The 24,833-nt window shown below is 69.4% G+C and carries 18 protein-coding genes; 10 read left to right on the forward strand and 8 right to left on the reverse strand.

All coding sequences use genetic code 11. The features are described from left to right. Positions 1-30: 30 nt before the first annotated feature. Both QRX50_RS28790 and QRX50_RS28795 read right to left on the reverse strand, forming a co-directional pair. Complete coding sequence (locus QRX50_RS28790; protein WP_285966274.1) at positions 31-3,036, reverse strand: glycosyl hydrolase; 3,006 nt, start codon at positions 3,034-3,036, stop codon at positions 31-33. Positions 3,037-3,183: 147 nt separating this feature from the next. Further along, positions 3,184-5,436: an alpha-L-rhamnosidase C-terminal domain-containing protein gene (locus QRX50_RS28795; RefSeq protein WP_285966275.1), complete on the reverse strand. Its 2,253-nt coding sequence runs from the start codon at positions 5,434-5,436 to the stop codon at positions 3,184-3,186. 294 nt (positions 5,437-5,730) lie between these two features. Between QRX50_RS28795 and QRX50_RS28800 the strand changes: the two genes are divergently transcribed. The 5 genes from QRX50_RS28800 (at position 5,731) to QRX50_RS28820 (ending at position 12,920) form a co-directional block, all read left to right on the forward strand. Further along, entirely contained in the window at positions 5,731-6,723 is a 993-nt protein-coding gene (locus QRX50_RS28800) for a LacI family DNA-binding transcriptional regulator (protein ID WP_285966276.1), read from the forward strand. A gap of 160 nt (positions 6,724-6,883) precedes the next feature. Beyond that, complete coding sequence (locus tag QRX50_RS28805) at positions 6,884-8,194, forward strand: MFS transporter (protein ID WP_285966277.1); 1,311 nt, start codon at positions 6,884-6,886, stop codon at positions 8,192-8,194. Further along, positions 8,194-11,001: an alpha-L-rhamnosidase gene (locus QRX50_RS28810; RefSeq protein WP_285966278.1), complete on the forward strand. Its 2,808-nt coding sequence runs from the start codon at positions 8,194-8,196 to the stop codon at positions 10,999-11,001. The genes QRX50_RS28805 and QRX50_RS28810 overlap by 1 nt, the downstream gene beginning before the upstream one ends. A gap of 711 nt (positions 11,002-11,712) precedes the next feature. Continuing rightward, positions 11,713-12,024, forward strand: coding sequence for a P-loop NTPase family protein (locus QRX50_RS28815; RefSeq protein WP_285966279.1), 312 nt, complete (start codon positions 11,713-11,715; stop codon positions 12,022-12,024). Between the two features lie 53 nt (positions 12,025-12,077). Next, positions 12,078-12,920 carry an nSTAND1 domain-containing NTPase gene (locus tag QRX50_RS28820; protein WP_285966280.1) on the forward strand — a complete coding sequence of 281 codons (843 nt, stop codon included), beginning with the start codon at positions 12,078-12,080 and terminating at the stop codon, positions 12,918-12,920. On the opposite strand, the gene QRX50_RS28825 is transcribed toward QRX50_RS28820, so the two are convergent. From QRX50_RS28825 to QRX50_RS28840, 4 genes are read right to left on the reverse strand one after another with little or no spacing between them, the layout of a single operon-like run. Then, positions 12,921-13,727 (reverse strand): sugar phosphate isomerase/epimerase family protein, encoded by an 807-nt coding sequence (locus tag QRX50_RS28825; RefSeq protein ID WP_285966281.1) that lies wholly within the window; start codon positions 13,725-13,727, stop codon positions 12,921-12,923. Continuing rightward, complete coding sequence (locus QRX50_RS28830; protein ID WP_285966282.1) at positions 13,724-14,164, reverse strand: type II 3-dehydroquinate dehydratase; 441 nt, start codon at positions 14,162-14,164, stop codon at positions 13,724-13,726. The genes QRX50_RS28825 and QRX50_RS28830 overlap by 4 nt, the downstream gene beginning before the upstream one ends. Before the next feature lie 20 nt (positions 14,165-14,184). Then, positions 14,185-14,931, reverse strand: a complete 747-nt coding sequence (locus QRX50_RS28835) for an SDR family NAD(P)-dependent oxidoreductase (RefSeq protein ID WP_285966283.1) — start codon at positions 14,929-14,931, stop codon at positions 14,185-14,187. A 20-nt stretch (positions 14,932-14,951) separates the two neighbouring features. After that, entirely contained in the window at positions 14,952-16,316 is a 1,365-nt protein-coding gene (locus tag QRX50_RS28840) for an MFS transporter (protein WP_285966284.1), read from the reverse strand. Positions 16,317-16,473: 157 nt separating this feature from the next. Between QRX50_RS28840 and QRX50_RS28845 the strand changes: the two genes are divergently transcribed. Continuing rightward, a complete protein-coding gene (locus tag QRX50_RS28845) occupies positions 16,474-17,508 on the forward strand; it encodes a LacI family DNA-binding transcriptional regulator (protein ID WP_285966285.1) in 1,035 nt (344 codons plus the stop codon). 34 nt (positions 17,509-17,542) lie between these two features. Here the strand turns inward: QRX50_RS28845 and QRX50_RS28850 are convergent, their stop codons facing one another. After that, positions 17,543-19,237, reverse strand: a complete 1,695-nt coding sequence (locus QRX50_RS28850) for an FAD-dependent oxidoreductase (RefSeq protein ID WP_285966286.1) — start codon at positions 19,235-19,237, stop codon at positions 17,543-17,545. A 74-nt stretch (positions 19,238-19,311) separates the two neighbouring features. Continuing rightward, positions 19,312-21,465, reverse strand: a complete 2,154-nt coding sequence (locus QRX50_RS28855; RefSeq protein ID WP_285966287.1) for an outer membrane protein assembly factor BamB family protein — start codon at positions 21,463-21,465, stop codon at positions 19,312-19,314. A gap of 264 nt (positions 21,466-21,729) precedes the next feature. Between QRX50_RS28855 and QRX50_RS28860 the strand changes: the two genes are divergently transcribed. Genes QRX50_RS28860 through pqqB form a run of 4 tightly spaced genes read left to right on the forward strand, consistent with a single transcriptional unit; the run spans position 21,730 to position 24,804 of the window. After that, positions 21,730-21,873 carry a hypothetical protein gene (locus QRX50_RS28860; protein ID WP_220239742.1) on the forward strand — a complete coding sequence of 48 codons (144 nt, stop codon included), beginning with the start codon at positions 21,730-21,732 and terminating at the stop codon, positions 21,871-21,873. After that, complete coding sequence (gene pqqC, locus QRX50_RS28865; RefSeq protein ID WP_285966288.1) at positions 21,858-22,547, forward strand: pyrroloquinoline-quinone synthase PqqC; 690 nt, start codon at positions 21,858-21,860, stop codon at positions 22,545-22,547. Before QRX50_RS28860 ends, pqqC begins: the two co-directional genes overlap by 16 nt. Then, positions 22,544-23,938, forward strand: coding sequence for a pyrroloquinoline quinone biosynthesis protein PqqE (gene pqqE, locus QRX50_RS28870; protein ID WP_285966289.1), 1,395 nt, complete (start codon positions 22,544-22,546; stop codon positions 23,936-23,938). Before pqqC ends, pqqE begins: the two co-directional genes overlap by 4 nt. Then, entirely contained in the window at positions 23,935-24,804 is an 870-nt protein-coding gene (gene pqqB, locus QRX50_RS28875) for a pyrroloquinoline quinone biosynthesis protein PqqB (protein WP_285966290.1), read from the forward strand. The genes pqqE and pqqB overlap by 4 nt, the downstream gene beginning before the upstream one ends. Positions 24,805-24,833 lie beyond the last annotated feature (29 nt).

Consider the following 24,833-nt stretch of genomic DNA (forward strand, 5'->3'; position numbering starts at 1 on the left):
ACTTCCTCGGCACCGCTTCTGTTTCGTGGGCTACTTGCCGTTGTACACGACGTAATCCTGGTAGGGCGTGAGTGTCACCGGCCCGCGAAGCCCATAAGGCTGGCTGGCCGTCGACTTCTGGTTGTACTTCGACACCGCATTGCGCAGCGTCGTGTGCACCGCGATCTGGATGGTGTTGGTGCCGGGGTGCAGCCAGCGGGTGATGTCCCACTTCCGGCCGTCGGTGATCTGCGTGCCGACGAGCTTGCCGTTGACCGTGATGTCGGCGGTTCCGTCGACGTGGCCGAGGTTCAGCTGCACGCCTTCGGCGGCGTTCGTGTGCCACCCGTCGGGCAGGGTGGTGTTCGCGGTGTAGGTCCCGACGCCGGATTCACCATTCAGCTGCGTGATGTCGCGCCAGTCCTTGAGCCGGAACTGCTGGAACTGCGAATCACCCAGCCCGTTCGGGATCGACACGGTCGCGCCGCCGGTCGGGGTCTGCGTCTTGACCGTCAGCGACCACGGGGTCCACTGATCGATGGTGGACGGACGGCTGGACGGAATCCCGGGCAGCGGCCGGTCGTCGTCCGTGCGGACTTCGGCGTTGAGGTCGGTCTTGCGGCCGTTGGACAGCTGGAAGGTCTGACCGCCGGATTCCGTCGCCCGGAAGACGATCTTTCCGTTGCTGACCAGGAAGTACCCGTCCTCGGGCTGGTTTCCCGTGACGTGGACCGCCGGCTTGGCGTTCGTGTTGATCGCGACGACCTCGCTCCGTCCGCCCTGCAAGGTCAGCGGAACCGTCGTGCGCCCGCCGCCGCTGGCGTACTGGGCGATCGGCGAGATCGACCCGTCCCAGAGGCTCATCTCCGCCGGGACACCCTGGACACCGAAGGACGGGCTGAACGTCACCGGGTGGTCGGACGGGTTGTAGAGGTAGACGTACGCGCCGCCCTTGACTTCCCGCCACTGCGACAGGATCTGAGTGCCACCGGAGGCGACCCGCGGGGCGAGATTGAGCCGCTTCAGCGCGCCGGCGACGTCGTTCTGGGTCGCCACCTTGGTCGCCGACGGCAGCTTCAGCGTCGCCGCCACGTTGTTCTTGACTTCCGCGTCGCCCTTGGCGCCGGTGGAGTACGTCGTGTCGTGGTCGGGGAGAGCACCCACGAACACGACGCGGACGCCGGCCTTCGCGGCCCGCAGGATTGCGGCCGACGCGTCGCGGGTGATCGACCGCTGATCGATCACCAGGGCGCGGTAGCCGCTGGTGCCGGCGAACAGCTCACCGTGGTCCGGCCGAGCATCCTGAGCCAGGCCTTGCGGGTCGAGGTACTCGACGGAGAAGCCCTGTTCTTCGAGCCGCTGCGCGTCGAACGGAGACTGGTGCCCGCGCGGAGACAGGAAGGAGTCGCTGTAGACCGCGACGTCGGTCTTCGCCGTTCCGGTCTCGAGAACGCTGGTGCCACGTGCGAAGTAGCTGTTCAACGCCGACCAGCTCGACCACTGGGGGAAGGTCTTGTCGTTCCAGCTGTCGGTGACGGATTCGTTGAAGCGCGTTGTGCCCGGCCACGCGGCGTCGGGAGCCTGGAGGGCGAAGCCGTGGATGAACGGCTGGGACACGCCCGCGGCCCACTCCTTGCCCATCAGGTCCCGGTAGTCGTCGAGGTTCATGCTGTACGCCGGTTTGAAGAACGCGCCGAGCTCCACGCTCAGCAGGTCACCGCCCCCCTGGTGCACACCGGACGCGATCGTCTGCTGGAACGCCAGCGAGTTGCGCCAGGCGGGATCGTCGGGCGAGATCGGCAGGTTCTCACCGGCGTCGAGGGATTCGGTCTCCGACCTCCCCCCGAAGCTCTGCAACGAGCGGAAGCTGCGGATCGGTTCGAGGTCCTGCAGATACGCGGCCTGGGCCTTGTACTGCATGCCGTACTGCTTCGCCCAGTCCTGGAACACCTTGAGGTGATCGGCGACGTACAGATCGGTGAGCGTCTCGTAGTAGTCGTGGCGGACCTTGCTCGCCGAGCCGTCGGTGAGGGAGAAATCCGGTGTCGGTTCCTTGGGCGGGACTGGGAAGTCCGACTCGCCCTGCACGAACATCAGCGGCAGGTACTTGGCCATGTCGTAGCCGCGGCGGCCGCGGAATTCGCTCGCCATCTTCGGGGTCCAGAAGATGGAGGTCGCGTGCAGTTCGAGCGAGTCCTCGAACAGGTCCGCACCGGACTTCTTCAGCTTCGGCGCGTTGTCCTTGCCGATCTGGATCTGGTCGAGGTCCTGCGTCGCCTTTCGCGAGGCGTCGGCGTCGAAGGGGTTGGTGTAGTTCCCCTTGTTCTCACGCGACCAGAACGCGAACAGCTCCCAGTTACCCGAAGCCGGGGCCTGCCACGTGAGGGCGCCGTTCTTCACCTGGGCGGTGAGGTCGGTGAGGGACTGGGGATCCAGCACGGTCGACTTCGCCGGCGGCTGGCCGGGCGTCGTGACGTCGGGCCCGGCGGTCACCACGCGAGCCGCGGTGACCGCGACCAGCCGCGCGGGCTGAGTCTGCTGGGCGGCGTCGATCGCGGGAGGCACCGGCCCGGAGAAGCTCTGCCCGCCGGTGACGTGAGCCCGGCCGTACTGAAGCTCCTGCGACGCGAACCCACTGCCCACGCCGGTGCCCGGGGTCTGCACCGGCCACGCGGCGCCCATCGTCATCGACGCCTTGATGCCGAGCTGCGCTGCCTTGTCCAGCACGTGGCCGAGGATCGCGCGCTGGTCGTCAGTGGCCCAAGCTCCGGAGGAGAACGCGATTTCGACCTCGCCGAACCCGGCGTCGGCGACCACTTGCAGCTCTCGCAGGGCTTCGGCGTCGTCCAGCGGCTTCTGCCACCACCACCGCATCGCCGGCTTGAACCGCGTTTCGGGGTGAGCGAACTGGGCGGGGGAGAGGCCGCCCGCCAGCGGCTGAAGGCTGTCAGTTCCCTGCAACAGCTGGGTGGCCACTTGCGCCGTACTGCGCAGGTCGGTCTGGGCGGTTCCGGTGGGCGCGAGAGCCACCAGCGCGGCTGCGGTCACCGCGGACACGCCGATGGTCAGCAAAGACGATGTTCGTCTCGGTGGTTTTGCGAACAACGACACTTCACACCTCCATTGGTGCAGTGGGTTCGACATGGGGCGGGCCGTTGTGGAGGTTCTCCTCCGCAACGGCCCGCCCCGATGGGGAAGGGTTGATCAGTGCTGCGTCACCGTGATCTGGTATGTGCCACCGGGCACGGTGAGGACCACGTAGCCGCCGGACGTCTTCGCCCGGGAGCCGAAGTCCTTGGCAGCGCGGCCGTTGACGGTGATCACCGAATTGCGGCCGACCGGAACCGTGATGGTTCCGGTGGTGTGCGCGGGAGTCTGCGCGGTGAGCGTGAACCGGCCGGACTTCGCGTCGGAGGTCCACTCGGTCTTGATGGTCCCGTAGGCGGTCGGGACGGCACCGCTCGCCCAGCGAACGGTCCCGGGGCGTGGGGCGATGCTCCAGGACTGGTAACCGGCACTCACGGCGGTCACACCGAGAAGCTGCTCGGTCAGCTGCACGGACGGCGACGCGGCCCATCCGTGCGCGAGGCTGGCCGTCGCGCGGTTGACGCCGCCGGCGCTGTTCTTGAACTCCCAGAACGCGCCGGTGTAGAGGGGGTTCTTCTTGTCGATCATCGGTCCCCACGTGCGGCGCATGAGGTCCAGCGCGCCGGCGGTGTCACCGGCGGCGAACCGGCCGGCCGTCTCCATCCCGTTGGCGAACGGCTCGATGGTGTGCCCGGTCGGATCCTGAAGCCCGGGGCCCATGATTGCGCCGTACGGCGTCCACAGTGTCTTCATGGCGGCGAGGACGCCCGCTTCCTTGCCCGCGGGAACGAAGCCGTACTGCAGCGCCAGGGCGTTGGCGTCTTCGACGAGGACGTCGGGCTTGGCGCTGCTCTGGCCATACGCGCCCAGCGTCGGGTTCCACAGCTTGCCCATGACCGCGGTCTTGATGGCGTCCGCCTTCGCGTCATCGGCATCGGCGAGGGCGGAACCGGCGGAGCGCTCGAGCCACGCCATTTCCCTGAGGAGGATGTAGTAGTCGATGCTGTACTTGGTGACTTCGCCGGTCTGGCTCGCCTGCCAGTAGTCGCGGTCGTTGGAGACCACGAGGTTGTCGGCCGTGAGGAACGTGTTGTTGTAGGCGAGTTCCTTGCGCAGCGCGGGAAGCGCCGCGGCGATGTAGGCCGTGTCCCCGGTATAGCGGAAGTAGTCGATGAACGCCCGAGCCCCGTACCCGGAGTAGTTGTTCGAGTAGAACAGGGGCGAACCCGCGGGCGAGGTGCGCTTCGAGAAGTCCGGTGAGCCGGGGAACGCGCCGTCCGCGCGCTGCGTGGCCAGCAGCGTGTCGAGTGACGACTTCACGTACGGCGCCCCGGCAGTGCCGAGGCTCGTCAGCAGCGTGGGGATCTGGACGAGCAGGTCACCGGTCCAGACGCTGCGGTCGCGCTTGGCGCCGTCGTAGATGCGGGCGTCGGGAAGGCTGTTGAGCCCGGGCGCCTTCATGTTCATCTGCAGCGTGTACGCGCCGGAGTACCACATGCGGTTCAGCTGGTCGTCGCTGGAGAGGAACCAGCCCTGGTAGCCGGCGGGCGTCGCGCGGAACGCCTGGAAGTTCACGCCGAGGGAGGAGAGGCTGACACTGCCGGGGGAGGAGACGGTGAGCAGGGCGAACCTGAAGCCACCGTGGAAACCACCCGTGAGCCGTCCCGCCCCGGTGGGCTGGAAGGTGTCCGGACCGCCGACACCGGCGAGGCCGCGGGACTCGTCGGAGCTCGGTGCCCCCGGCGACGTGGAGGCGGTGGCGCCCGCGACCAGATCCGTCGGCAGCGCGGGTTTGACGGTCACGGTCCGGGCTGTGCTGTCGAAGTCCGTGATCGTGCGGGTGACGGGCTTGCCACCGGCCGCGGTGAAGGTGATCGTGTTGCCGACCTCGAGGTTTGCCGCTGAAGCCAGGGTGACCTGGGTGGCCCCGCCGGCCGCCGCGGCGGACACGGTCGTCGCGGCAGGCGTGCGGATGTACTGCCGCGCCTCGGAGGTGACCAGGGTCAGGGTGGGGGAGCCGGTGACCTTCGTGAGATCGAGGTACGGCGTCCCGCCGACCTCCTTGCCGAAGTCGAGCAGGATGGACGCCGGCGCGCTCCCCGCCTTGGTCGTGAGCGTCGTCGCGGGTCCGTGCGACTTCAGCAGGGACTGCGGATGGGCGACATCACCGCGGCCCTCGGCCTGGACCGGGTGGACGTCAGGCGTCGACGGGCCGAGGACGTAGGACTTCCAAGCGGAGGTGTTCAGGCTCGATGCACCCTCGGTGTGGAAGCCGGTCGCATACGCCTGACCAGGGGTGGCGACGAGCGCGGGGGTGACGGCGGCGAGGACTCCGACGGCGGCCCATCGGCAAAGCGACGACGTTCTCACTCTTGTGAATCGTTTCAATTCGACTGCCTCTTTCTCCCCGTTGAGCAGAGGGATCGGTGGGGACGATGCGAACGAGCCGCGCCCTGGCGAGGGCGGACAGGAGAAATCTTGAGGACCCTCCGGATGAGGAGCAAGGATTTGTCCGGATCCGGACGCACGCGCGGTCCGGCCGGCGTGGTGCGGGGCGAGCCGGCATCACCCGCACCTGCACTAACATGGACTTGAAGCTCGTGCGGGGAGAGGAACAGTCGGCTGAACAGGATCACCATTCGTGACGTCGCGGAGCTGGCAAGGGTGTCCCCGGCCTCGGTCTCGAACTACTTCCACCGGCCGCGGAAGCTCTCCGAGGGCACGCGGCAGCGGATCCGGCAGGCGGTCGACGCGCTCGGCTTCGTACCCAATGACGCCGCGCGCACACTGCGGACCGGCGTCAGCCCGGTCATCGGTTACATCGCGTTCGAGCTCGCCGGCGCTACCACCCCGGAGATCGCCGCCGCCATCGAGCAGCGGGTGTCGGCCGAGGGCATGTACATGCTGATGGCCAACGACACCGGGTCCGAGCAGCGCGAGCGCAGCTACCTGCAGCTGTTCGCGAAGCAGCAGGTGAGCGGCGTGATCATCGCCCCCGTGGGCAACGTGGAGGCCGAGCTGGCCCGCATGCGCGCCATCGGCATCGCGAGCGTGCTCAGCGCGCGCAGGGCAGAATCCCCGGCTCAGGCGTCGGTGTCGATCGACCACGTCGCGGGCGGCCGGCTGGCCGCCGCGCACCTGATCGAGCAGGGACGCAAGCGCATCGGCTTCGTCTCCTCGTCACTCGAGCTCAAGCAGGTCGCCGACCGGCTCAACGGCGCTCTGTCCGCCGTCCATGCGGCGCCCGGTGTCACGCTCGAGGTGATCCCGGTGCCGGAGCGCTCGGTCGAAGCCGGGATCGCCTGTGCGGAGGCGCTCGTGCGACGCCCGGCCACGGAACGCCCCGACGCGTTGTTCTGCGCCAACGACCTGCTGGCCATCGGCGTCGTGCAGGCCTTCGTGGCGGCGAAGGTCGTCCGCGTGCCGGCCGACATCGCCGTGGTCGGCTATGACGACATCGAGTTCGCCCGGTCCACGATCGTGCCGCTGACCACGATCAGCACTCCGCAAGGGGAGCTGGGGACCGCCGCGGCTGACTTGCTCTTCTCCGAGATCGACGCGCTGAACTCCGCCGGCAACGCGTCCGGCGCTCTGCCCCGGCCGCAGATCGAGTTCTCACCCGAGCTGGTCGTGCGGGCGTCCACCGTCCCGCAGTGATGTCCGCCTGCTGGCCGCCTGGCACTCGCGTTATTGAATCGTTTTACCTCCCGCGCTCGCAAGTCTTGACGATACCCAGAGCTCATGTGGTGTGATGCCTCCCGCGCCAAGGTAAAACGTATAACCACCGGCGTGCTGCTTCGACGAAGAAGGAGACCTCATGGCCGAGAACACCGCCGCGGGAACCGCCGTGCTGCAAAGCAGACACTGGATGCTCGCGGTCGCCGCGGGAATGGCGTCGCTGCTGGACTCCGGGGCGATCATCTCGGTGGGTTTGGGCCTGGCGCTGTGGAAGAAGGCGTTCGAGCTCGATGTGTGGACCGTCGGCGTGCTCGGCTCGGCGTTGACGCTGTTCATCGCCGTCGGCTCACTGGCCGGTGGGCGCCTGGCCGACCTCGTGGGTCGCGGCCGGATGTTCTCGCTGACGATCCTGTTGTACGCGGCCGCGGCCGTGACCGTGGCGCTGGCCCCCAGCGCACCCGTGCTCGTGACGGGCGTGATCGTCCTGGGTATCGCGGCCGGCGCCGATCTGCCGACCTCGCTCGCCGTGCTCTCCGAGCGGGCTCCCGAAGGAACGCAGGGCCGTCTCATCGCCTTCACCCACGTCATGTGGACGATCGGCGTCGTGATCGCGACCCTGCTGGGCTTCGCCGTGTCCGGCCTGGGTGTGCCCGGCATCAGCCTGATCTTCGGCATCCTCGCCGTGCTGGCAGTGGCCACGTTCGTGTTCCGCTCGTTCTACCCGCCCTTCCGCCGGCTCGAGCAGGAGGCGCAGGTCCGGTACACCACGGCCGGCATGGATCCCGACAAGGCCTTGCCGCTCAAAGCCCTGCTGCGCAACCGGACTTCGCTCCTGCTGATCGCGCTGACCGCGCTCTTCTACCTGTTCTTCACCTTGGTGGCCAACACCTTCGGGTCGTTCAAGACCTACTTCCTCGTCACCGTCGGCGGTACGACGCAGACGGTCGCGACAGGACTGTCGTTCGGCACCACGCTGGTCGGCCTCGTCGGCACGATCGTGTTCACCCGCATCGCGGACACGAAGTGGCGCAGCCGGTTCTTCGCCGCGGGCGTGGTGGTCTTCCTCGCCTGCCAGCTCCTGATCGCCTTCACCGGCGGCGTCGTGCTGCCGGCGATGATCGCCGCTTTGGTGCTGTACAACGTTTCGTTTCCCTTTGTGGGCGAAGCGCTCTACAAGATCTGGACCCAGGAGTCGTTCCCGGTCAACGCCCGCGCGACGGTGCAGGGCTTCACGATCGCGATCGCCCGATTCATCGCCGCGGCCTTCGCGCTCGTCACGCCCGCGCTGATCGCGTGGAGCCCGGCCGGCCTGTACTACCTGCTGGCTGTCTTCGCGCTGGTGTCCGGCCTCGTCGGAACGCTCATCATCCGCCGGTTGCGCACCGGTTCCGGCCCAGCGCCGGCTTCGCCGTCCAAGACCAGCACGCTCACCGCCAAGGAGGCTCTTTGATGACGAGTGACGCTCCCGTCACTGTCAACGCTCCGCGCATCGGCTTGTCCGCCGAACCGTTCGTCGCGACCGCGTCCCCGCGGCTGTCGTGGACGACGGTCGCCGGCACGGACAACTGGGTCCAGGCGAGCGCGGAGGTTGAGCTCACCCTCGGCACGGCGCGCACGGTCGGGAGGATCGAGGGTGACGAATCGGTCTTCATCGCGTGGCCGTTCGCGCCGTTGCAGCAGCGCGAGACCGCAGGTGTTCGAGTGCGGGTGTGGGGAACCGACGGGTCGGTGTCGCCGTGGAGTGCGCCGACCGAGGTGACGGCGGGGTTCCTCGGTTCCTCCGAGTGGTGTGCCCGGTTCGTCGGGTCCGGCTCGGACCAACCACACCTGCTGCGAACGACGTTCGAGGTGCGTGGTCCGGTCCGGCGGGCTTTCCTCTATGCGACGGCCTTCGGAGCCTACGACGTCCGCCTCAACGGGGCCGCGGTCGACGACGCGGTGCTGAAACCAGGCTGGACGAGCTACCAGTGGCGGCTGCTGTTCGACGTCACCGACGTGACCGCACACCTCCGGCAGGGGGCCAACACCGTCGGGATCGAGCTGGCCGGTGGCTGGTACACCGAGGCGTTCGGGTTCCGCGATCGCGCGCGGCGGTTCTACGAAGGCAGTCCGGCGGCGGCGGCTCAGCTGGTGATCGAGTACGAAGACGGCACTGCCGACACGGTGATCACGGACGAGAATTGGCGGTGGTCGTTCGGACCCGTTGTGGCGGCGAGTATCTACCAGGGCGAGACCTACGACGCGCGGCTGCGCGAGCCGGAGTGGGCGAGCCCCGGGGCGGACGACACCTGGAGCCCGGTGGTGCTGGTCGACGTTCCGGATGTGCGGCCGGAGCCCCGGACGAGCCCGCCCGTGCGCGTGATCGAGCGCAGGGAGGTGGCGCAGGTCCTCACCACGCCGGCCGGCAACACCGTGCTCGACTTCGGCCAGAACCTGGTCGGATGGGTCAGGATCGCCGTCACCGGCCCTCGGGGACACACCATCACCCTGCGCCACGCCGAAGTGCTCGAGCACGGTGAGCTCGGAACGCGGCCACTCCGCAACGCCGCCGCCACCGACCGGTACACCCTCCGCGGCGGTGGCGAGGAGACGTGGGAGCCGAAGTGGACATTCCACGGGTTCCGGTACGTCGAGATCCACGACTGGCCGGGCGAATTCTCGCCGTCCGCGATCTCCGCCTCGGTGGTCCACACGGACATGCCGCGCACCGGTGGCTTCTCGACCTCGCACGCCCTGCTGAACCGGCTCCACGAGAATGTCGTGTGGGGGATGCGCGGCAACTTCCTCTCGATTCCGACGGACTGCCCCCAGCGAGACGAGCGGCTCGGGTGGACCGGAGACATCCAGGTCTTCGCACCGACAGCATCGTTCCTCTTCGATTGCAACGCGTTCCTGCAGTCCTGGCTCGAGGACGTGCGCTTGGAGCAGAAGGCGGCCGGCGGCGTGGTCCCGATGGTGGTCCCCGCGGTGATCCCCCAGGTGCCGGGCCAGCTGGAACCGGTAGCCGCGTGGGGTGACGCGATCACCGTGGTGCCGACCGTCCTCGGTGAACGCTTCGGCGACCACGGTGCGCTGTCCGGCTCCTTCGACGCCATGAAGTCCTGGGTGGACACGGTCACCGCGCGCACCGGAGGAAGTCCCTTGTGGGAGAACGGTGTCCAGTTCGGCGACTGGCTCGACCCGGACGCCCCACCGGACCAGCCTGGCCGCGCCAAGACGGATCCCGGGCTGGTCGCCACGGCCTACTACTTCCGCTCGGCCGAGCTCACCGCGCGGGCGGCCGAAGCCGTGGGCAACGCCGAGGACGCAGGCCGCTACAGCGAACTGGCCTCGCGCGTCGGCGAGGGGTTCCGCGCCACCTACACCACGGCAGCGGGCCGCATGATGTCCGACGCGCCGACGGCCTACGCCGTCGCGATCGCATTCGGTCTCGTGGAGGGCGAGCGGAAAGCCGCGATGGGAGAGCGGCTACGCCACCTCGTGCGGGCGTACGGCTACCACATCGCGACGGGTTTCGTGGGCACCCCGATCATCTGCGACGCGTTGACCGTGACCGGCCACGTGGACACCGCGGCACGTCTGCTCGCCCAAACGGAGAGCCCGTCCTGGCTTTATCCCGTCACCATGGGTGCCACCACGATCTGGGAGCGGTGGGACTCCATGCTGGAGGACGGCTCGATCAACCCGGGTCAGATGACGTCCTTCAACCACTACGCGCTCGGTGCCGTCGCGGATTGGCTGCATCGCGTCGTCGCCGGCTTGGCACCGTTGGAGCCCGGGTATCGGCGTATCCGCGTCGCGCCGACCCCGCTCGACTTCCTGGACGACGCGTCGGCCTGGCACGAGACGCCGTACGGGCGCGCGTCATCGGCCTGGCGTCGGGACGGCGAGGTGGTGCGGTTCGACATCGAGGTGCCCGCCAACACCCGCGCCCTCATCAGGTTGCCCTCCGGCGCGGAACACGAAGTCGGCAGTGGCACTCACACCTGGACCGAGCACCACCCCAGGCCACGCCGAACCCGCCCCGAACTCGGGCTCGACAGCGACCTGGCCACCATCGTCGACGACGTCGAGGCCTACCACGCCGTTTTGGGGGCGATCAGCGCGATCGATCCCGATCGAGCCGCTGCGTTCCGCCGCACGACGCGCTGGACGCCGGGGCGTTCGCTGCGCGATCCTCTCAGTCACACCCCGCTCGACGTGGTGGACGCCATCGAGAAGGCGCTCGCCGCGCTCCCCGCAGGCGAGCTGTCGTGACATCGGGGCCTGGCGGCTGATCCGTGTCCTGGATCGGCCGGCGGACCGACCAGGTCTGGCCGGACAGCAGTGGAAGCCCGCGGTGGTGGTCGCCCCGCCCGGTCGCCGGCGTTGGGGGGCCCTGTCATTACCCGGAACGGCCCGCCCTGCCACGCGCGTCGGATACGGACAAGGGTGAGACCAGGGACCTCGAACGTTTCGCTGCCATCCCTCAGAGCTCGCAAGGGCTCGCACACGAAGAAAAGGACACAACACCGTGGAGTACACCCGTCTGGGAGCGTCCGGGCTGAAGGTCAGCCGCATCGCGCTGGGCTGCATGAGCTTCGGCGATCCGGCCAAACGCATGCCGTGGGTGCTGAACGACGACGAGGCGGAGCGACGAGCCGACCTCCGGACGGCGAGCCCTGCCGAGGCAGCGGCCCGACCGACCTCGCGCGGCGCGGGATCGCCATGGTGCCGCAAGGCGTCGGCGTGTTCTCACTGTTGTCCGTGCGCGAAACCTCCGTCTGGGTTTTTGGGCCTCCGGCACGAAATCACGGTCCGATGAGGACTTCGCTCCTACGCTGGAGAAGTTCCCCGCCCTGGCCACCCGGCTGAACGAACCGGCGGGCAAGCTGTCCGGCGGCCAGCGGCAGATGGTGAGCATCTCGCGAGCACCTCAGCCGGCCGAAGCTCCTGCTGCTCGACGAGCCGTCCGTCGGACTCGCCCCGGTGATCGTCGAACAGGTCCTGAGAGTCCTGCGGAACCTGGTCGACGAAGGTCTGTCGGTGTTGCTGGTCGAGCAGAACGTGCGCCAATCCCTGGCCGTGTCGGACTACACGTACGTCGTCAAGAGCGGCGAGATGGTGCTGGGAACGTCCCGTCGGAGATCGACAACCCCGAGCGGCTGTGGAAGCTGTGCTGACCGCGGTTCGTGCCGAGATATTGTCCATAGTGGACGGATAGAGGTGGTGGCCGGCAGCTCCGCCCGATTCGACGCGCCCGCCGGGACACGGCCGGTGTCGGCTTTCGCCCGGCGCTGATCCGGTACTTTGCTGATCATCAGCCGGGTTCGTCGGGAGGGGTGGAGCAGGGGATGCCTCGTGCGGAGCGGCCGTTGGACGAGGACGGGTCCGAGCTGTCGGATTTCGCCGCGGACTTGCGCCGGTTGAGGGAGGAAGCCGGTCGCCCACCGTATCGGGAGCCGGCCAGGAAGGCGCGCTTCTCCTCGACGACCCTGTCCGACGCCGCCGGTGGCCGGCGGCTGCCGAGTTTCGAGGTGACGCTCGCTTATGTCCGCGCGTGCGGTGGTGACCCCGCGCAGTGGGAGGAGCGCTGGCACAAGCTGGCGGCTGCTCTCGCCGCCGAAGAAGGATCGAGTCGAGACGACCTCGCCGACGCACCGTATGTCGGGTTGAGCGGGTTCCGAGAGGGCGATTCCGATCGTTTCTTCGGCCGTGAAGCGCTCGTCGCGGAAGTGGTCCGCAGGGTCGGCGAGCGGCGCTTCACGGCGGTGTTCGGCCCGTCTGGCTCGGGCAAGACGTCGTTGCTGCGCGCGGGCGTCGTCCCGGCGCTGGCGGAACGCGGCCCGCTGGCGCCACGGTCGTTCCCGCCCGGGGCGCACCCGCTCGCGGAGCTCGAACGGGTTTTGACCGGCTCAGCGGACACCGTGATGGTGGTCGACCAGTTCGAGGAGATCTTCACGCTCTGCCGCGACGACCGCGAGCGCGAGGACTTCCTCCGGCCAGCAGCCCGAATTCGCGCCGTCGCCGGGATACCCGCCGCAGGGAGTTCCGGGACAACAGGACTTTCCGCAGCAGCCGGGATTTCAGCAGCAGCCGGGATTTCCGCCACCGCCGGGATACCAATCGCCGCGTGGGCCGCATCAGCAGTAGAAACCGGAAAGTGTCCTGTCAGGGTTCGCGACGAGGTGCCGTGATCATTCGAACAGCTCCGCGACCCTCCCGTACGCGAGGCGAGCCGCATCTTCGACCGGCAAGGTGCGGAAGGCGGGATTGCCGATCTCCGCGGTGTAGACGCCGTCGTACCCGGACTCGGAGAGAGCGCGGATCACCGAACGGAGGTCGAACGTGCCGTCCCCGGGGAGCAGTCGGGTGTTGCGGGAGACGGTGAGCAGGTCGCCGGGGACGGTGGAGGGGCCGTCGTTGAGCTGGACGGCGACGATGAGCTCCGGGGGGATCCGCGCGAGGTCCGGAATGCGGCCGCCGGCGGTGAAGAAGTGCCAGGTGTCCAGAAGGAGGCCTGCGTTGGGTGCGTCGGTGAGTTCCAGCAGGTGCAGCGCGGTGGGCACGTCGCGGATGGCCGACCACGGGAACGGCTCCACGGCGATGCGCAGCCCGTGGACGGCGGCTCGTGCGCAGCGTTCGCGCAAGGCCGCGGCGGCGCGAGCGAAGTCCAGGGGGCCCGGGTGGTATTCACCGGCCGAGAGGTGGCGTGCGCCGACCTGATCGGCGAGGGCGAAGGCGCGTTGTTCGGTCGAGGCGACCGCGGCCGGGTCGGTGCCGAGGGCCCAGCCGGACAGGAACTCGATCTCGACGAGTTCCAATCCGTGCCGGCGGATCGGATCCAGCGCCGAGCTCGTGGAGAGATCGTTGGTGTTCAGGCCGATTCCGGTGAACCCGGCGCCGACCGCGGCGGCGCAGCGATCGGCCAGGGAGAAGCGGGCCGGTTCGGTGAACCCGGCGCCCGAGAGCGTGACGTGGCTCGCCACCAGTGCGGGGCTCACGTCCGGTCCGCCGCGCGAACGTGGAGGCCGTCTAGCGCCATGACGTAGCCGTGCCAGCCGGCGCCGGCAAGGTAGAGGTCCGCGATCTCGGCGAAGACGTCTTCGCGTCGCCAGGGTTCGCGTCCGAGCGGGTTGGACAGGTGCACGATCGCGAGGTCCAGTCCGGTGTCGGAAAGGGCGTCGCGCAAGGACAGGCCGTAGTTCGTGAGCCCGGCGGGGTTGCAGATGATCGCGTCGGCGTCGTCTTGGTGTTCCTGTAGCCAGTCGATGAGCCGGCCCTCGCAGTTGGCTTGGACGTGGTCGACCTTCACGCCGAGCTCGCCGGCCCGGGTGTCGATCTGCGAGGTGACCTCGGTGAGCGGGTGGGTGCCGTAGAAGCGGGGGTCGCGCTTGCCGAGCCGGTTGAGGTTCGGGCCTTGGAGCACGAGCACGTGCATGGGGTTCTCCTTGGGTGGCATCAGGGGATGGGCGGCAACTGCGCGCCCGCGCAGACGTGGAGCACCTCGCCGGTGATGTTGCGGGCGCGGTCCGACGCGAGGAACACCACGGCGTTCGCGACGTCGATCGGCTCGATGAGCCTGCGCAGCGGCGTGAACGCCGTGTAGCGCTCGATCATCCGGTCCAGGTCGGCGATGTCGGTGCGCTGCTGGTTGAAGGGCGTGCGGACGAAACTGGGCGCGACCGCGTTCGCCCGTACCCCGAGCGGGCCGAGCTCGACGGCCATCGACACGGTCAAGCCCACCAGCGCGGCTTTCGAACTCGCGTACGACGTGTTGGCCGAACCACCGAGCCACGCGCGGGAGCTGATGTTCACGACGCTGCCGGACCCCTGCTCACACCAGAGCGGGACCGCGGCCCGGCAGAGCAGCATCGGGGCTTTGACGTTGACGTCCATCGTCGCATCCCAGTCCGGTTCGGGAGTGGTCTCGAGGGGATGCACGCGTTCGATCCCGGCACTGTTGACCACCACGTCGAGGCGGCCGAACCGCCGCGCCACCTCGTCGACGAGCCGCTGCGCCTCACCGGCGTCGGTGAGGTCCGCGGGCACCACTACGGGCGATCCCTCGACAGTCGTCGCGGCGGCTTCCGCGGCGGCCGCGTCGCGGTCGGCCAGCACGAGCCGGTACCCGTCGGCTGCCAGTTCTCGTGCGATCACCGACCCCAGGCCGCCGCCGGCGCCGGTCACGATCGCGATTTTCTCCACGCTCACTCCTTCTGTACCCGTCACCGCTCGGCCGGGACGGCCGTGGCGGTTGTGCGCCGCGCGCCGAGCTGCGCGGTCGGGATCCGGTAGGTCTCCTTGCCCACGAGCACCGCGATCGCCGACACCAGGCAGATCACACAGGTGTAGATCGACACGGGTATCCACCCGGACGGTGCGTGCCCGGCGATGCTCGCGGTGATCAGGGGCGTGAGGCCGGCGGTCGCGAAGCCGAACTGGGTGCCGATCGCCATGCCCGACAGCCGGACGCCGGTGGGGAACATCTCGGCGTACGTGGCCGGCCACACCGCGAGGGTCGCGGAGAACGCAACACCGAGCAGCAGGACGCCGGTCACGGCGACCAGGGCGACGTCGGCCGTGGAGATCGACCACAGGAACGCTGCCGTCAGCACCGCGCAGCCCGCGATGCCGCCGACGAACATCGGCTTGCGGCCGTGCCGGTCCGACACCAGCGCGAGCAGCGGCACAGTGACGACGGCGAGTGCGTTGCCGCCCGCGGTGACCCAGAGCAGGACGGTCTTCGACATGCCGATCCCGTACACGTCGTCCGTGGCGAACGCGAGCGCGAAGACCGCGAAGATGGTGCCGATGTTGGCGATGAGAGCGGCGAAGAACACCCGCACGACCTGCCGGCTGTGGTGGCGGAACAGCTCGGCCACCGGCAGCCGGCGCACGTCGCCGCGCTCGACTTCTTCGGTGAACAACGGGGTTTCGTCGAGCCGTCGCCGGATCAGGAAGCCCAGCACGACCATCACGGCGGACACGAGAAACGGGATGCGCCAGCCCCACGAGTACAGCGCGGCGTCGTCGAGGCCCGCGGCCAGCGGGATGAACACCGCGCTCGCCACGACCTGACCGGCCTGCGAGCCGCCGAGCGTCCAGCTGGTGACGAAGGCGCGGCGGTCGTCGGGTGCGTGCTCGAAGGACATGGAGTTCGCGCCGGCCTGCTCGCCGGACGCCGAGAAGCCCTGCAGCAGCCGGAGCAGCACCAGCAGTGCGGGTGCGGCGACGCCGATCTGTCCGTAACCGGGCAGGCAGCCGACGAGGAACGTCGAGGTCCCCATCAGCAGCAGGCTCGCGACCATCACCTTCTTGCGCCCCAGGCGATCGCCGAGGTGCCCCATGAAGAACGAGCCGACGGGCCGGGCGAGGTATCCGACGCCGAAGGTCGCGAGTGAAGCCAGCACAGCGGCGGTCGTGTTGCCTTGGGGGAAGAACACATGGGGAAAGACGAGGGCGGCGGCGGAGGCGTAGACGAAGAAGTCGTAGTACTCCAGCGCACTGCCGATCCAGGCGGCGACCGCGGCCTTCTTCGGGGTGCGCTCGAACAGCGGGGGTGCAGTGGCCCCCGGGGCGTCGTCGACCATCGCGGGGCTCCTCTCTGTGGGTGCTTCGGTTGTCCTGCACGGTTTCCGCGGTCCGTTGCCTTGGGAACGTAAGAGGCCCGTTCGAGTGCGGCAAGCGTTTGCCAGATTTTGCCAACCGTGGCTACGGTGGCGCCTGGAACAGACAGGAGCCCTTCCGATGACCGTGCGAGAGCCGACCGAGCCCACCGGCGTCGGGAGCCGTCCCCGGCCGGCGACGCTGACCGACGTCGCCCGCGCCGCCGGGGTCGCGCCCTCGACGGTGTCGCGGGCGTTCACCAAACCCGGACGCGTGAACGCCGGCACGCGCGAACACGTGCTGCGGGTCGCGGCGGAACTCGGGTATCGCCCGAACCCCGTGGCGCGGGCGTTGGAGTCGGGCCGGACCTCGACGCTCGGGCTGGTCGTCTCCGACATCACCAACCCGCACTTCTTCGCCCTGGTGCGCGGAGCGGAACGGCAGGCCTCGACGGCGGGGTTCACGTTGCTGCTGGGCGATACGCAGCAGTCTCCGCAGACCGAACGGACGGTGGTGGACCGGATTCACGCGTCCGTCGACGGGCTGATCCTCGCCGCGAGCCGGCTGCCGCCGGCGGAGTTGCGCGCCTACGCGGCCACGAAACCGCTGGTGCTGATCAACCGTCAGACCGAGGACGTCACGAGCGTCGTCACCGACCACGTCGACGGCCCGCGGCAGATCGTCGAGCACTTGCACTCGCTCGGGCACCGCGCGCTCGTGTTCCTCAGCGGGCCGCGGGAATCGTGGTCCGGGGCCCAGCGCTGGGCCGTCATCCGGGACGCCGCGAAGTCGCTCGGCATCGCGGCGACGCGCCTCGGCCCGTTCCCGCCGTCGATGGCGGGCGGGCCCGCGGCTGCCGACGCGGCCATCGGAACCGCCGCCACTGCGGTGATCGCCCACAACGACCTGCTCGCGATCGGGGCATTGCGGCGGTTCGGCGACCGTGGCCTCACCGTGCCCGGCGACATCAGCGTGGTCGGCTTCGACGACATCTTCGGCGCCGACTTCTGCGCTCCGCCGCTCACCACGCTCACGGGCCCCCTCGACGAGGCCGGCCGCAAAGCCGTGGAGATCCTGGTGACGCAGCCGGAAATCACCGTGCGTGCGCCCCGGTTCTCGCTCCCGTCGCACTTGAAGATCCGGGAGTCGACCGGGCCCGCGCGGCCGCGTGCGTGACCGCGCCCGGCAGCAGGTCGTCGGTGAAGGGCGGCTACCTCGCGGCATGGCGGGCAGCGAGACAACCGAAGATCAGGCCCGCGCCCACCTGGCAACCCGCGCCGGGGTATTCCGACGCCATGACCGAGTCCGCGTCGTTGCCGCAGGCGTAGAGGCCCGGGATCGGATCCCCGTGACGGTCGAGGACCCGGGCATCGGGATCGGTCCGCAGTCCCAGCGCCGTGGCCAAGGGGGTGGGGACCACCTCGATCGCGTGGAACGGGGCCACCGCGACAGGACCGAGGTTGACGTTGGGTGCGTGGCCGGGGTCGCCGAGCTGGTGCCCGAAGGGGCTCCGGCCCTTGCCGAACTCGTCGTCGACGCCGGTTCGGGCGTGCCGGTTGGCGGCCGCGACGGTGCGCTCGAGGCCGTCGGGGTCGACGCCGATCGTGGCGGCGAGATCCCGGACCGTGTCGGCGGTGCGCAGGTAGCCGGCCCTGGCGTACCGCCTGAGCACCGCCTTGGGCAGATGCGGCCGGATCATGCCGAGCCCGTACCGGGAGAGGGCCCGGGAGTCGAGCACGAGCCAGGCCGGGATGCTCGGCACGGACTTGTGCGAGTCGTACATCGCGCGGGTGAAGCGGTGGTAGGACACGGATTCGTCGACGAACCTGCGGCCGGCGGCGTTGACGGCGAGGACGCCGGGTTTGGCCCGGTCCCAGATGTGCGGGAACACCACGGTCGAACCGTCGTGGCGACGGCCGAGGGAGCTGGGAAACCACAGGGCGTTGTCGTCGTGGGATTCGCCGAGGACGCCGCCGACGGCCCGGGCGAGGGCGAAGGTGTCGCCGGTGGCGCCCTCGGCGGCGGGGGTGAACTGCGGGGTCGGCCGCGGCAGGTGTTCGGCTCGGAGTTCCTGGCCGGCGGAGAACCCACCGCCGGCCAGGACGACTCCGCGGCGGGCGGTGATCCGGGTCGTCCGGCCGCGATGCAGGACGGCCGCTCCGACGACGCGGCCGGCGTCGTCGGTGACGAGGTCGCTGGTGCGGGCGGTGAACCAGACGTCGCCGGAGCGCCGCAGTAGCTGGTGGTACAGGCTCGCGACGAGGGCGTTGCCCATGACCAACCGGGTGCCGCGGGGGTAGCGGAGCAGGTCCGCCGCCCACCGGAACCCGAGGCGCAGCGCGAGGGCCGTGCCCCGCATCGAGCCGTCGAAGATGCCGAGGAGTTGATCGACTTCGGGGCGGCGGACCATGAGCGTGCCGCGGAAGAGCGCGAACTCGGGGATCGGGCGGCGGACGCGGGCGAAGGCGCGCTTGCCGAGACGCCGTCCGTCGAACGAGTGTGGTTCGAGCGCGCGGCCGATTCCCGATCCGGCGATTTCGGGGTGGTAGTCGACGACGGTCCTGGAGTGCCGGAACCGCACGCCGATCCGGTCCAAGTGGTCGATCGCGGCGGGCCCGTGCGCGAGATACGTTTCCCGCAGCTCGCGTGCGGCGCGGTCGCCGACCAGCGCGTCCAGGTAGGTCGCCGCGGCGGCGGTGTCGGCGGCGGGATCGTCCTGGAAGCGGTGCCCCGGAATCCAGGCCGTGCCGGCGGAACGGGCGGTGGTGCCGCCCAGCCACTCGGTCTTTTCCAGCACCAGGACGGAAAGCCCTTCCTCGGCGCCGACCACCGCCGCACTCAGCCCGGCCGCGCCGGAGCCGAGGACGAGCAGGTCGACCTCGTGGTCCCATTCGCCGTCGGGCACGGTCCGGTTCCTTCCGATCGATGGTGCGGTCTCCCGGAGAACTGAGGTGTTCCCGGGAGACCGCGGCGGAACGATCAGGTCACGACGATCTTGCCGGTGTTCTGCGGGTAGATCGGGTCGTTGTAGAAGTACTCGCCCTTCTTCGCGAACGTGTGCTTGAAGGACTGGCCAGGCATGAGGGTCCCGCTGTCGAACTCGTACTCGAAGAACGAGACCGCACCGTGTGCGGTGGCATTGCCCACCGGGTTGACGAAGGTGATCTCGGTGCCGACCGGGACGGTCAGGTTCTGCGGTGACATCGCGTTTTGCGCCACCGTGTTCTCCTGTGCTCCCGGCGTGCCCGCGCCGGCGTCCCAGATCCGGCCGAGCGTGACGGTGTAGCCGGCCGCCGCGGCGGTGACCGCCGCCGTGCGGATCTGGTTGCGCTTGGACGGGGGAGTGGGCGCGGCGGCGGGGGCGACCCGCCCGCCGAGCTTGAACGCCCACAGGTGGTCACCTTTCGGGATGTCGGGGTAGGGCAGGCCGTTGCCGCCGGCGAACACGGCGAGGTACTGCTGCCCGTCGATTTCGTAGGTGACGGGGCTGGTGTGCACGCCCGCTCCACATTGGAATCGCCACAGTTCCCTGGCGTCGGTGTCGTCCATGCCGAGCAGCACGCCGTCGGGGCCGCCCTGGAACATCACGCCGCCCGCGGTGGTGAGGATGCCGTTGCCGTGCGCCAGCGACCACTCGCTGTCCTTGCTCCACACCAGTTTGTTCGTGCGGGGGTCGATCGCCGCGAGGCCGCCCGCGAAGTACTCGCCGTAGGGGCGGGCGGTGTTGACCCGGCCGCCGGTGGTGTTGGAGTAAGCGGAGTTGACGAGTCCGTAGCCGACGTAGACGTAGCCGGTAGCGGGGTTGAACGAGACGTGCGACCAGTCGGCGCCGCCGCCCGCGCCCGGGAAGATGATGGTGGCACGGTCCCAGTGCGTCGCGAAGAGCCCGCCGTTGGGATAGAACGGCACCGGCCGGGTCGAGTTGTCGAGCCGGGGTTCCTGGGGGACGAACGGGTCGCCCTTCGGGAACGGCTGGGTCGGCGAGGTCTTGTGCCGCGGGTCCTGCGGCACGGGGCGCTCTTCGACGCCTTGCACGGGCTTTCCGTTGGTGCGGTCGAGGATGTAGTACATCCCGACTTTGGAGCCGTAGACGACGACCTTGCGCAGTTTCCCGTCGATGCGCAGGTCGATCAGCACCGGCGCCATCACGTTGTCGTAGTCCCAGATGTCGTGGTGCACCGACTGGAAGTGCCAGCGCCGCTTGCCCGTCTTGGCGTCGATGGCCACGAGCGAGTTGGCGAAGAGGTTGTCGCCGCCGCGGGTGGATCCGTTGGTGCGCGGGTAGGGGTTGCCGAAGGTCCAGTAGACGAGCCCGAGGTCGGGGTCGACGGCGGGGTGGATCCACGGCACGGCTCCGCCGGTCTTCCAGCTTTCGCCTTCCCAGGTGTCGTTGCCGAACTCGCCGGGGCCCGGCACGGACCAGAACGTCCAGGCGATCTTCCCGGTCGCGGCGTCGAGGGCGTACGCGCGACCGCGCGCGCCGGCGGTGCTGCCCTGCATTCCGACGTAGATGAGCCCGTCCCAGTAGACGATGGCGCCCGCGAGCGTCCCGGTCGCGCCGCCGCACTGCCCGTTGGCTGGGTCGCATTCCTCCGGAGTGCCCTGGGTCGGGTCTTCGGTCAGCAGCTCGCGCTTCCATACCACCGCGCCCGTTTTCTGGTGTAGGGCATATACGATGTTCGCGCCCGAGGTCGAGAAGACCTTGCCCTGGCCGAGCGCGACGCCGCGCATGTTGGTGGTCTCGGAGCCGACGTTCGACTTCCACCGGATGGCGCCGGTCTTTCCGTCGACGGCGAACACGTTCTGCTGGGTGGTCTGGACGTAGAGCACGCCGTCCTGCGCGACGATCGTGCTCTGCTGCGCGCGGGAGGTGTCGCCGCCCTCGAGGTTCACGTGCCAGGCGCCGCCGAGCCGGTCGAGGGTGCGGCGGTTGATCTGCTTGAGCGGTGAGTGGTTCTGGTTGGCGAGGTTCCCGCCGACCTTCGGGAAATCCGCTCCGGTGGCACCGAACGCATCCGGTTGCCTCGGCGTGTCCGGGACCCCCGCCGAGGCCGGTGACGTGCCTAGCACCGTGCCCACCACAGCCGCGCCGGCCGTTGTCGCCGCACCGGACAGGAATCTGCGTCGATCCATCGATTGCCCTCTCTTCATTGAGGAAAAGCGCTGCGAGGAGTGACTCAACTCGAATGTCGTGGTCCACCTAGTGGTCCATCAAGTCCATTGGTCGGTTGAGCTTAAAGGCTTCCGGAGTGGTCCACAAGACTGCGCGGCGGCCAAGTCGCCTCTTGTTCGACCTTGGGTCCAGGAGGTACTGTCCGGAGCGCTAGGTGGGCCAATCGGTCCGCTAAATGGACCTGTTGGTTTCTCCGTCCCACTGTTGTGAAGAGGAGCGAAGCCATGTCCGCTGTACCGGAAACGCCCAGCACCAAGCTCGTCGAGTCCGTCCTGCCCACGTGGACCGACCCGGTGCTGGAGGGATACGAAACGCGGCCGGAGGTGACGGCCTACGCGCTTGAGAGCGGGCCGTGGAACGCCCGCTGACCAGGGCGGAGTTCACCGACGCCCTGCTCGGTCTGTCCAAACGCTACTGGGCGCACCACCCGTTCCACCTTCGGCTGCACGACGGGGGCTGCGAGCCGGCGGACCTGCGCCGCTGGGTGGCGAACCGCTGGTATTACCAGAAGTGCCTGTCGCGCAAGAACGCGGCGATCGTCGCGAACTGCCCGCTGCCCGAGGTCCGCCGCGCGTGGGTGGGCCGCATCGTGTTCCACGACGGGGAGCACGAGCACGAAGGTGGCATGCACGAGTGGCTGCGGCTGGCGGAAGCGGTGGGGCTGGGCAGGGCGGAGGTGCTCGACGGACGGCACGTACTGCCCGGGGTGCGGTTCGCGGTCGACGGCTACCTCGACTTCTGCCGCACCCGGCCGTGGAAGGAAAGCGTGGCGGCCGCGCTGACAGAGCTGTTCTCCCCGGACCACATGAGCGACCGCATGGACGCGTGGCGCCGCCACTACGGCTGGATCGAGCCCGAGGGGTTCGCGTATTTCGACCGGCGCATTCCGGCCGCTCGCGACGACAGCGCGTTCACTCTCGAGCTGGTGCTGACGCATTGCCGCACCCGTGCGGAACAGGAAGCCGCGATCCGGGCGCTGTCGTTCAAGTGCGACGTCCTGTGGAGCGTGCTCGACGCGGTGGACTACGCGAGGTGCTCATGACGCTGGACACCGGCAGCAGGCCCGGGATTCGCCCGGGAGTGCGCCTGGAGCTCGACCCGGTGCGGCAGCGGCGGGTTCTCCTGTTCCCCGAAGGGGTTCTGGTGCTCAACGATACGGCCGCCGCCGTGGTCGAGCTCTGCGACACCCGGCGCACCGTGGCCGAGATCGTGGCGACCTTGGGCGAGCGGTACTCCGGCGTCACGGCCGGCTCGGTGGTGCGAGCGCTGGCCGACCTCGAGACCCGCGGGTTGGTGGGCACCGGTCCGGACGTCCGCGAGGTGCATCCGCTGTCCGCCGGAGCGCCGGCGACAGCGGCACCACCGCGGTCACCGGCGCCCCTCGGGCTGCTCGCGGAGCTGACCTACCGGTGTCCGCTGCAGTGCCTCTACTGCGCCAACCCGCTGAACCTGGGCGACTACCGCGACGAGCTCGACACCGCCGGCTGGCAGGACGTGTTCGCGCAGGCGAGGGCACTCGGTGTGCTGCAGCTGCACCTGTCGGGAGGGGAACCCGGTCTCCGCAAGGACCTGGTCGAGCTGGTGGCGACGGGCCACGACCTCGGGTTCTACCTCAACCTGGTCACCAGCGGCGTCTCGCTGAACGCCGTGCGGATCGGGCAGCTCGCCGAGGCGGGGCTGGACCACTTCCAGCTGTCCTTGCAGGACGCGGAAGCCGCACCGGCGAACGCGATCGCCGGCCGCCGGGCGCACGAGCGCAAGCTCGCCGTCGCCGCGGCCGTGCGTGAAGCCGGACTGCCGTTGACGATCAACGTGGTGCTGCACAAGGGGAACGTCGGCCGGATCCCGGGCATCGCCGCACTCGCGGTGGACCTCGGCGCGGATCGGCTGGAGCTGGCGCACACCCAGTTCTACGGCTGGGCCCTGCGCAACCGCGGCGCCCTGCTGCCCAGCCGGGAGCAGGTGGAGCGTGCCGCCGCCGACGTCGCCGACGCGCGGGCCCGCTTCGGGGCCGGGCTTGAGATCGTGCACGTCGCGGCCGACTACTACAGCCCCCGGCCCAAGCCGTGCAACTACGGCTGGGGCTCGCGCCAGCTCGTGGTGAACCCCGTCGGCGGGGTGCTGCCGTGCCTGGCGGCGGAGACCTTGCCGGACCTCCAGGTGCCCTCGGTCCGTACCGAAGCGCTGGCCTCGATCTGGTACGACTCGCCGGCGTTCCGCCGGTTCCGCGGCACTGACTGGATGCCGGATCCCTGCCGGGGCTGCGTACTCAAGGAAGTCGACTTCGGCGGCTGTCGCTGCCAGGCGTACCAGGTCACCGGAGACGCCGCGGCGACCGACCCGGTCTGCGACCTCTCGAAGTACCACCAGGTGGTGCTCGATCAGGTCGAGAACCCCGGTCCGGACTCGGCCGTACCCCGGCGGATGCGATGAAGGTCCGCTTCCTCGGCACGGCGGCGGGAGGTGGTGCCCCGCAATGGAACTGCGGCTGCGCGACGTGTGTGCGGGCACGTCGCGACGGCGTCTCGCGCACGCAGGATTGCCTGGCTGTCAGCGGTGACGGCGTGTCGTGGTACCTCGTCAACGCCTCGCCGGACCTGCGGACGCAACTGCTCGCGACGCCGGAGCTGGCACCGGCCGCCGGATCGCGCGTCTCGCCGGTCCGTGGGGTGGTGTTCACCAGCGCCGAGCTCGACCACACCCTCGGGCTGCTCACCCTCCGCGAAGCCGAGGTTTTGGACGTCTACGCCACCGCGACCGTCCACAACGCACTGCGATCCGGGTTTTCGATCGAGACCACGGTCGGCTCGTACACCCGGCTTCGGGAGCGTCACCTCGCGCCCGGAACACCGGTGGAGCTCGAAGGCGGGCTCCGCGTCACCTTGTCCGTGCTGAGCAGCAAGAGGCCGAGGTACGCGGGCACGACGCCGCTGGGGGAGGAGTGGGTCGGCGCGTGCCGCTTCGATTCCGGCCCCGGTACCCGAGTCTTCGTCTACGCGCCGGGTCTCGCCGCGTGGACCGGCGAGTTCGGCAGGGCGATCGAAAGCGCGGACGTCGTCGCGCTCGACGGCACGTTCCTCACCGAGGAGGAGATGGGGCCCGGACGTCCGGCTTCGGGAATGGGGCACCTGGCGATCACCGACGTTTTGCCGTTCCTGGCCGAGCATCCCGGGCCCCGGTATCTGTTCACCCACCTCAACAACACCAATCCGCTGGTGCTTCCGGACGCGCCCGAGATGTCCGCGCTGGCGGAGGTGAACGCCTCGGTGGCGTTCGACGGGCAACTGCTCGAGTTCTGATCCGATTCCCCTGCCGGCTTCGAAGGCAG

Source organism: Amycolatopsis sp. 2-15, assembly GCF_030285625.1.
Classification (GTDB): domain Bacteria; phylum Actinomycetota; class Actinomycetes; order Mycobacteriales; family Pseudonocardiaceae; genus Amycolatopsis; species Amycolatopsis carbonis.

Bases quoted from the DNA above. Each gene is read 5' to 3' on its own strand.
- pqqB (WP_285966290.1), top strand. From the start codon at position 23,935: ATGAAGGTCCGCTTCCTCGGCACGGCGGCGGGAGGTGGTGCCCCGCAA.
- QRX50_RS28840 (WP_285966284.1), bottom strand. From the start codon at position 16,316: ATGGTCGACGACGCCCCGGGGGCCACTGCACCCCCGCTGTTCGAGCGC.
- QRX50_RS28855 (WP_285966287.1), bottom strand. From the start codon at position 21,465: ATGGATCGACGCAGATTCCTGTCCGGTGCGGCGACAACGGCCGGCGCG.
- QRX50_RS28845 (WP_285966285.1), top strand. From the start codon at position 16,474: ATGACCGTGCGAGAGCCGACCGAGCCCACCGGCGTCGGGAGCCGTCCC.
- QRX50_RS28820 (WP_285966280.1), top strand. From the start codon at position 12,078: ATGCCTCGTGCGGAGCGGCCGTTGGACGAGGACGGGTCCGAGCTGTCG.
- pqqE (WP_285966289.1), top strand. From the start codon at position 22,544: ATGACGCTGGACACCGGCAGCAGGCCCGGGATTCGCCCGGGAGTGCGC.
- QRX50_RS28860 (WP_220239742.1), top strand. From the start codon at position 21,730: ATGTCCGCTGTACCGGAAACGCCCAGCACCAAGCTCGTCGAGTCCGTC.
- QRX50_RS28810 (WP_285966278.1), top strand. From the start codon at position 8,194: ATGACGAGTGACGCTCCCGTCACTGTCAACGCTCCGCGCATCGGCTTG.
- QRX50_RS28805 (WP_285966277.1), top strand. From the start codon at position 6,884: ATGGCCGAGAACACCGCCGCGGGAACCGCCGTGCTGCAAAGCAGACAC.
- QRX50_RS28830 (WP_285966282.1), bottom strand. From the start codon at position 14,164: ATGCACGTGCTCGTGCTCCAAGGCCCGAACCTCAACCGGCTCGGCAAG.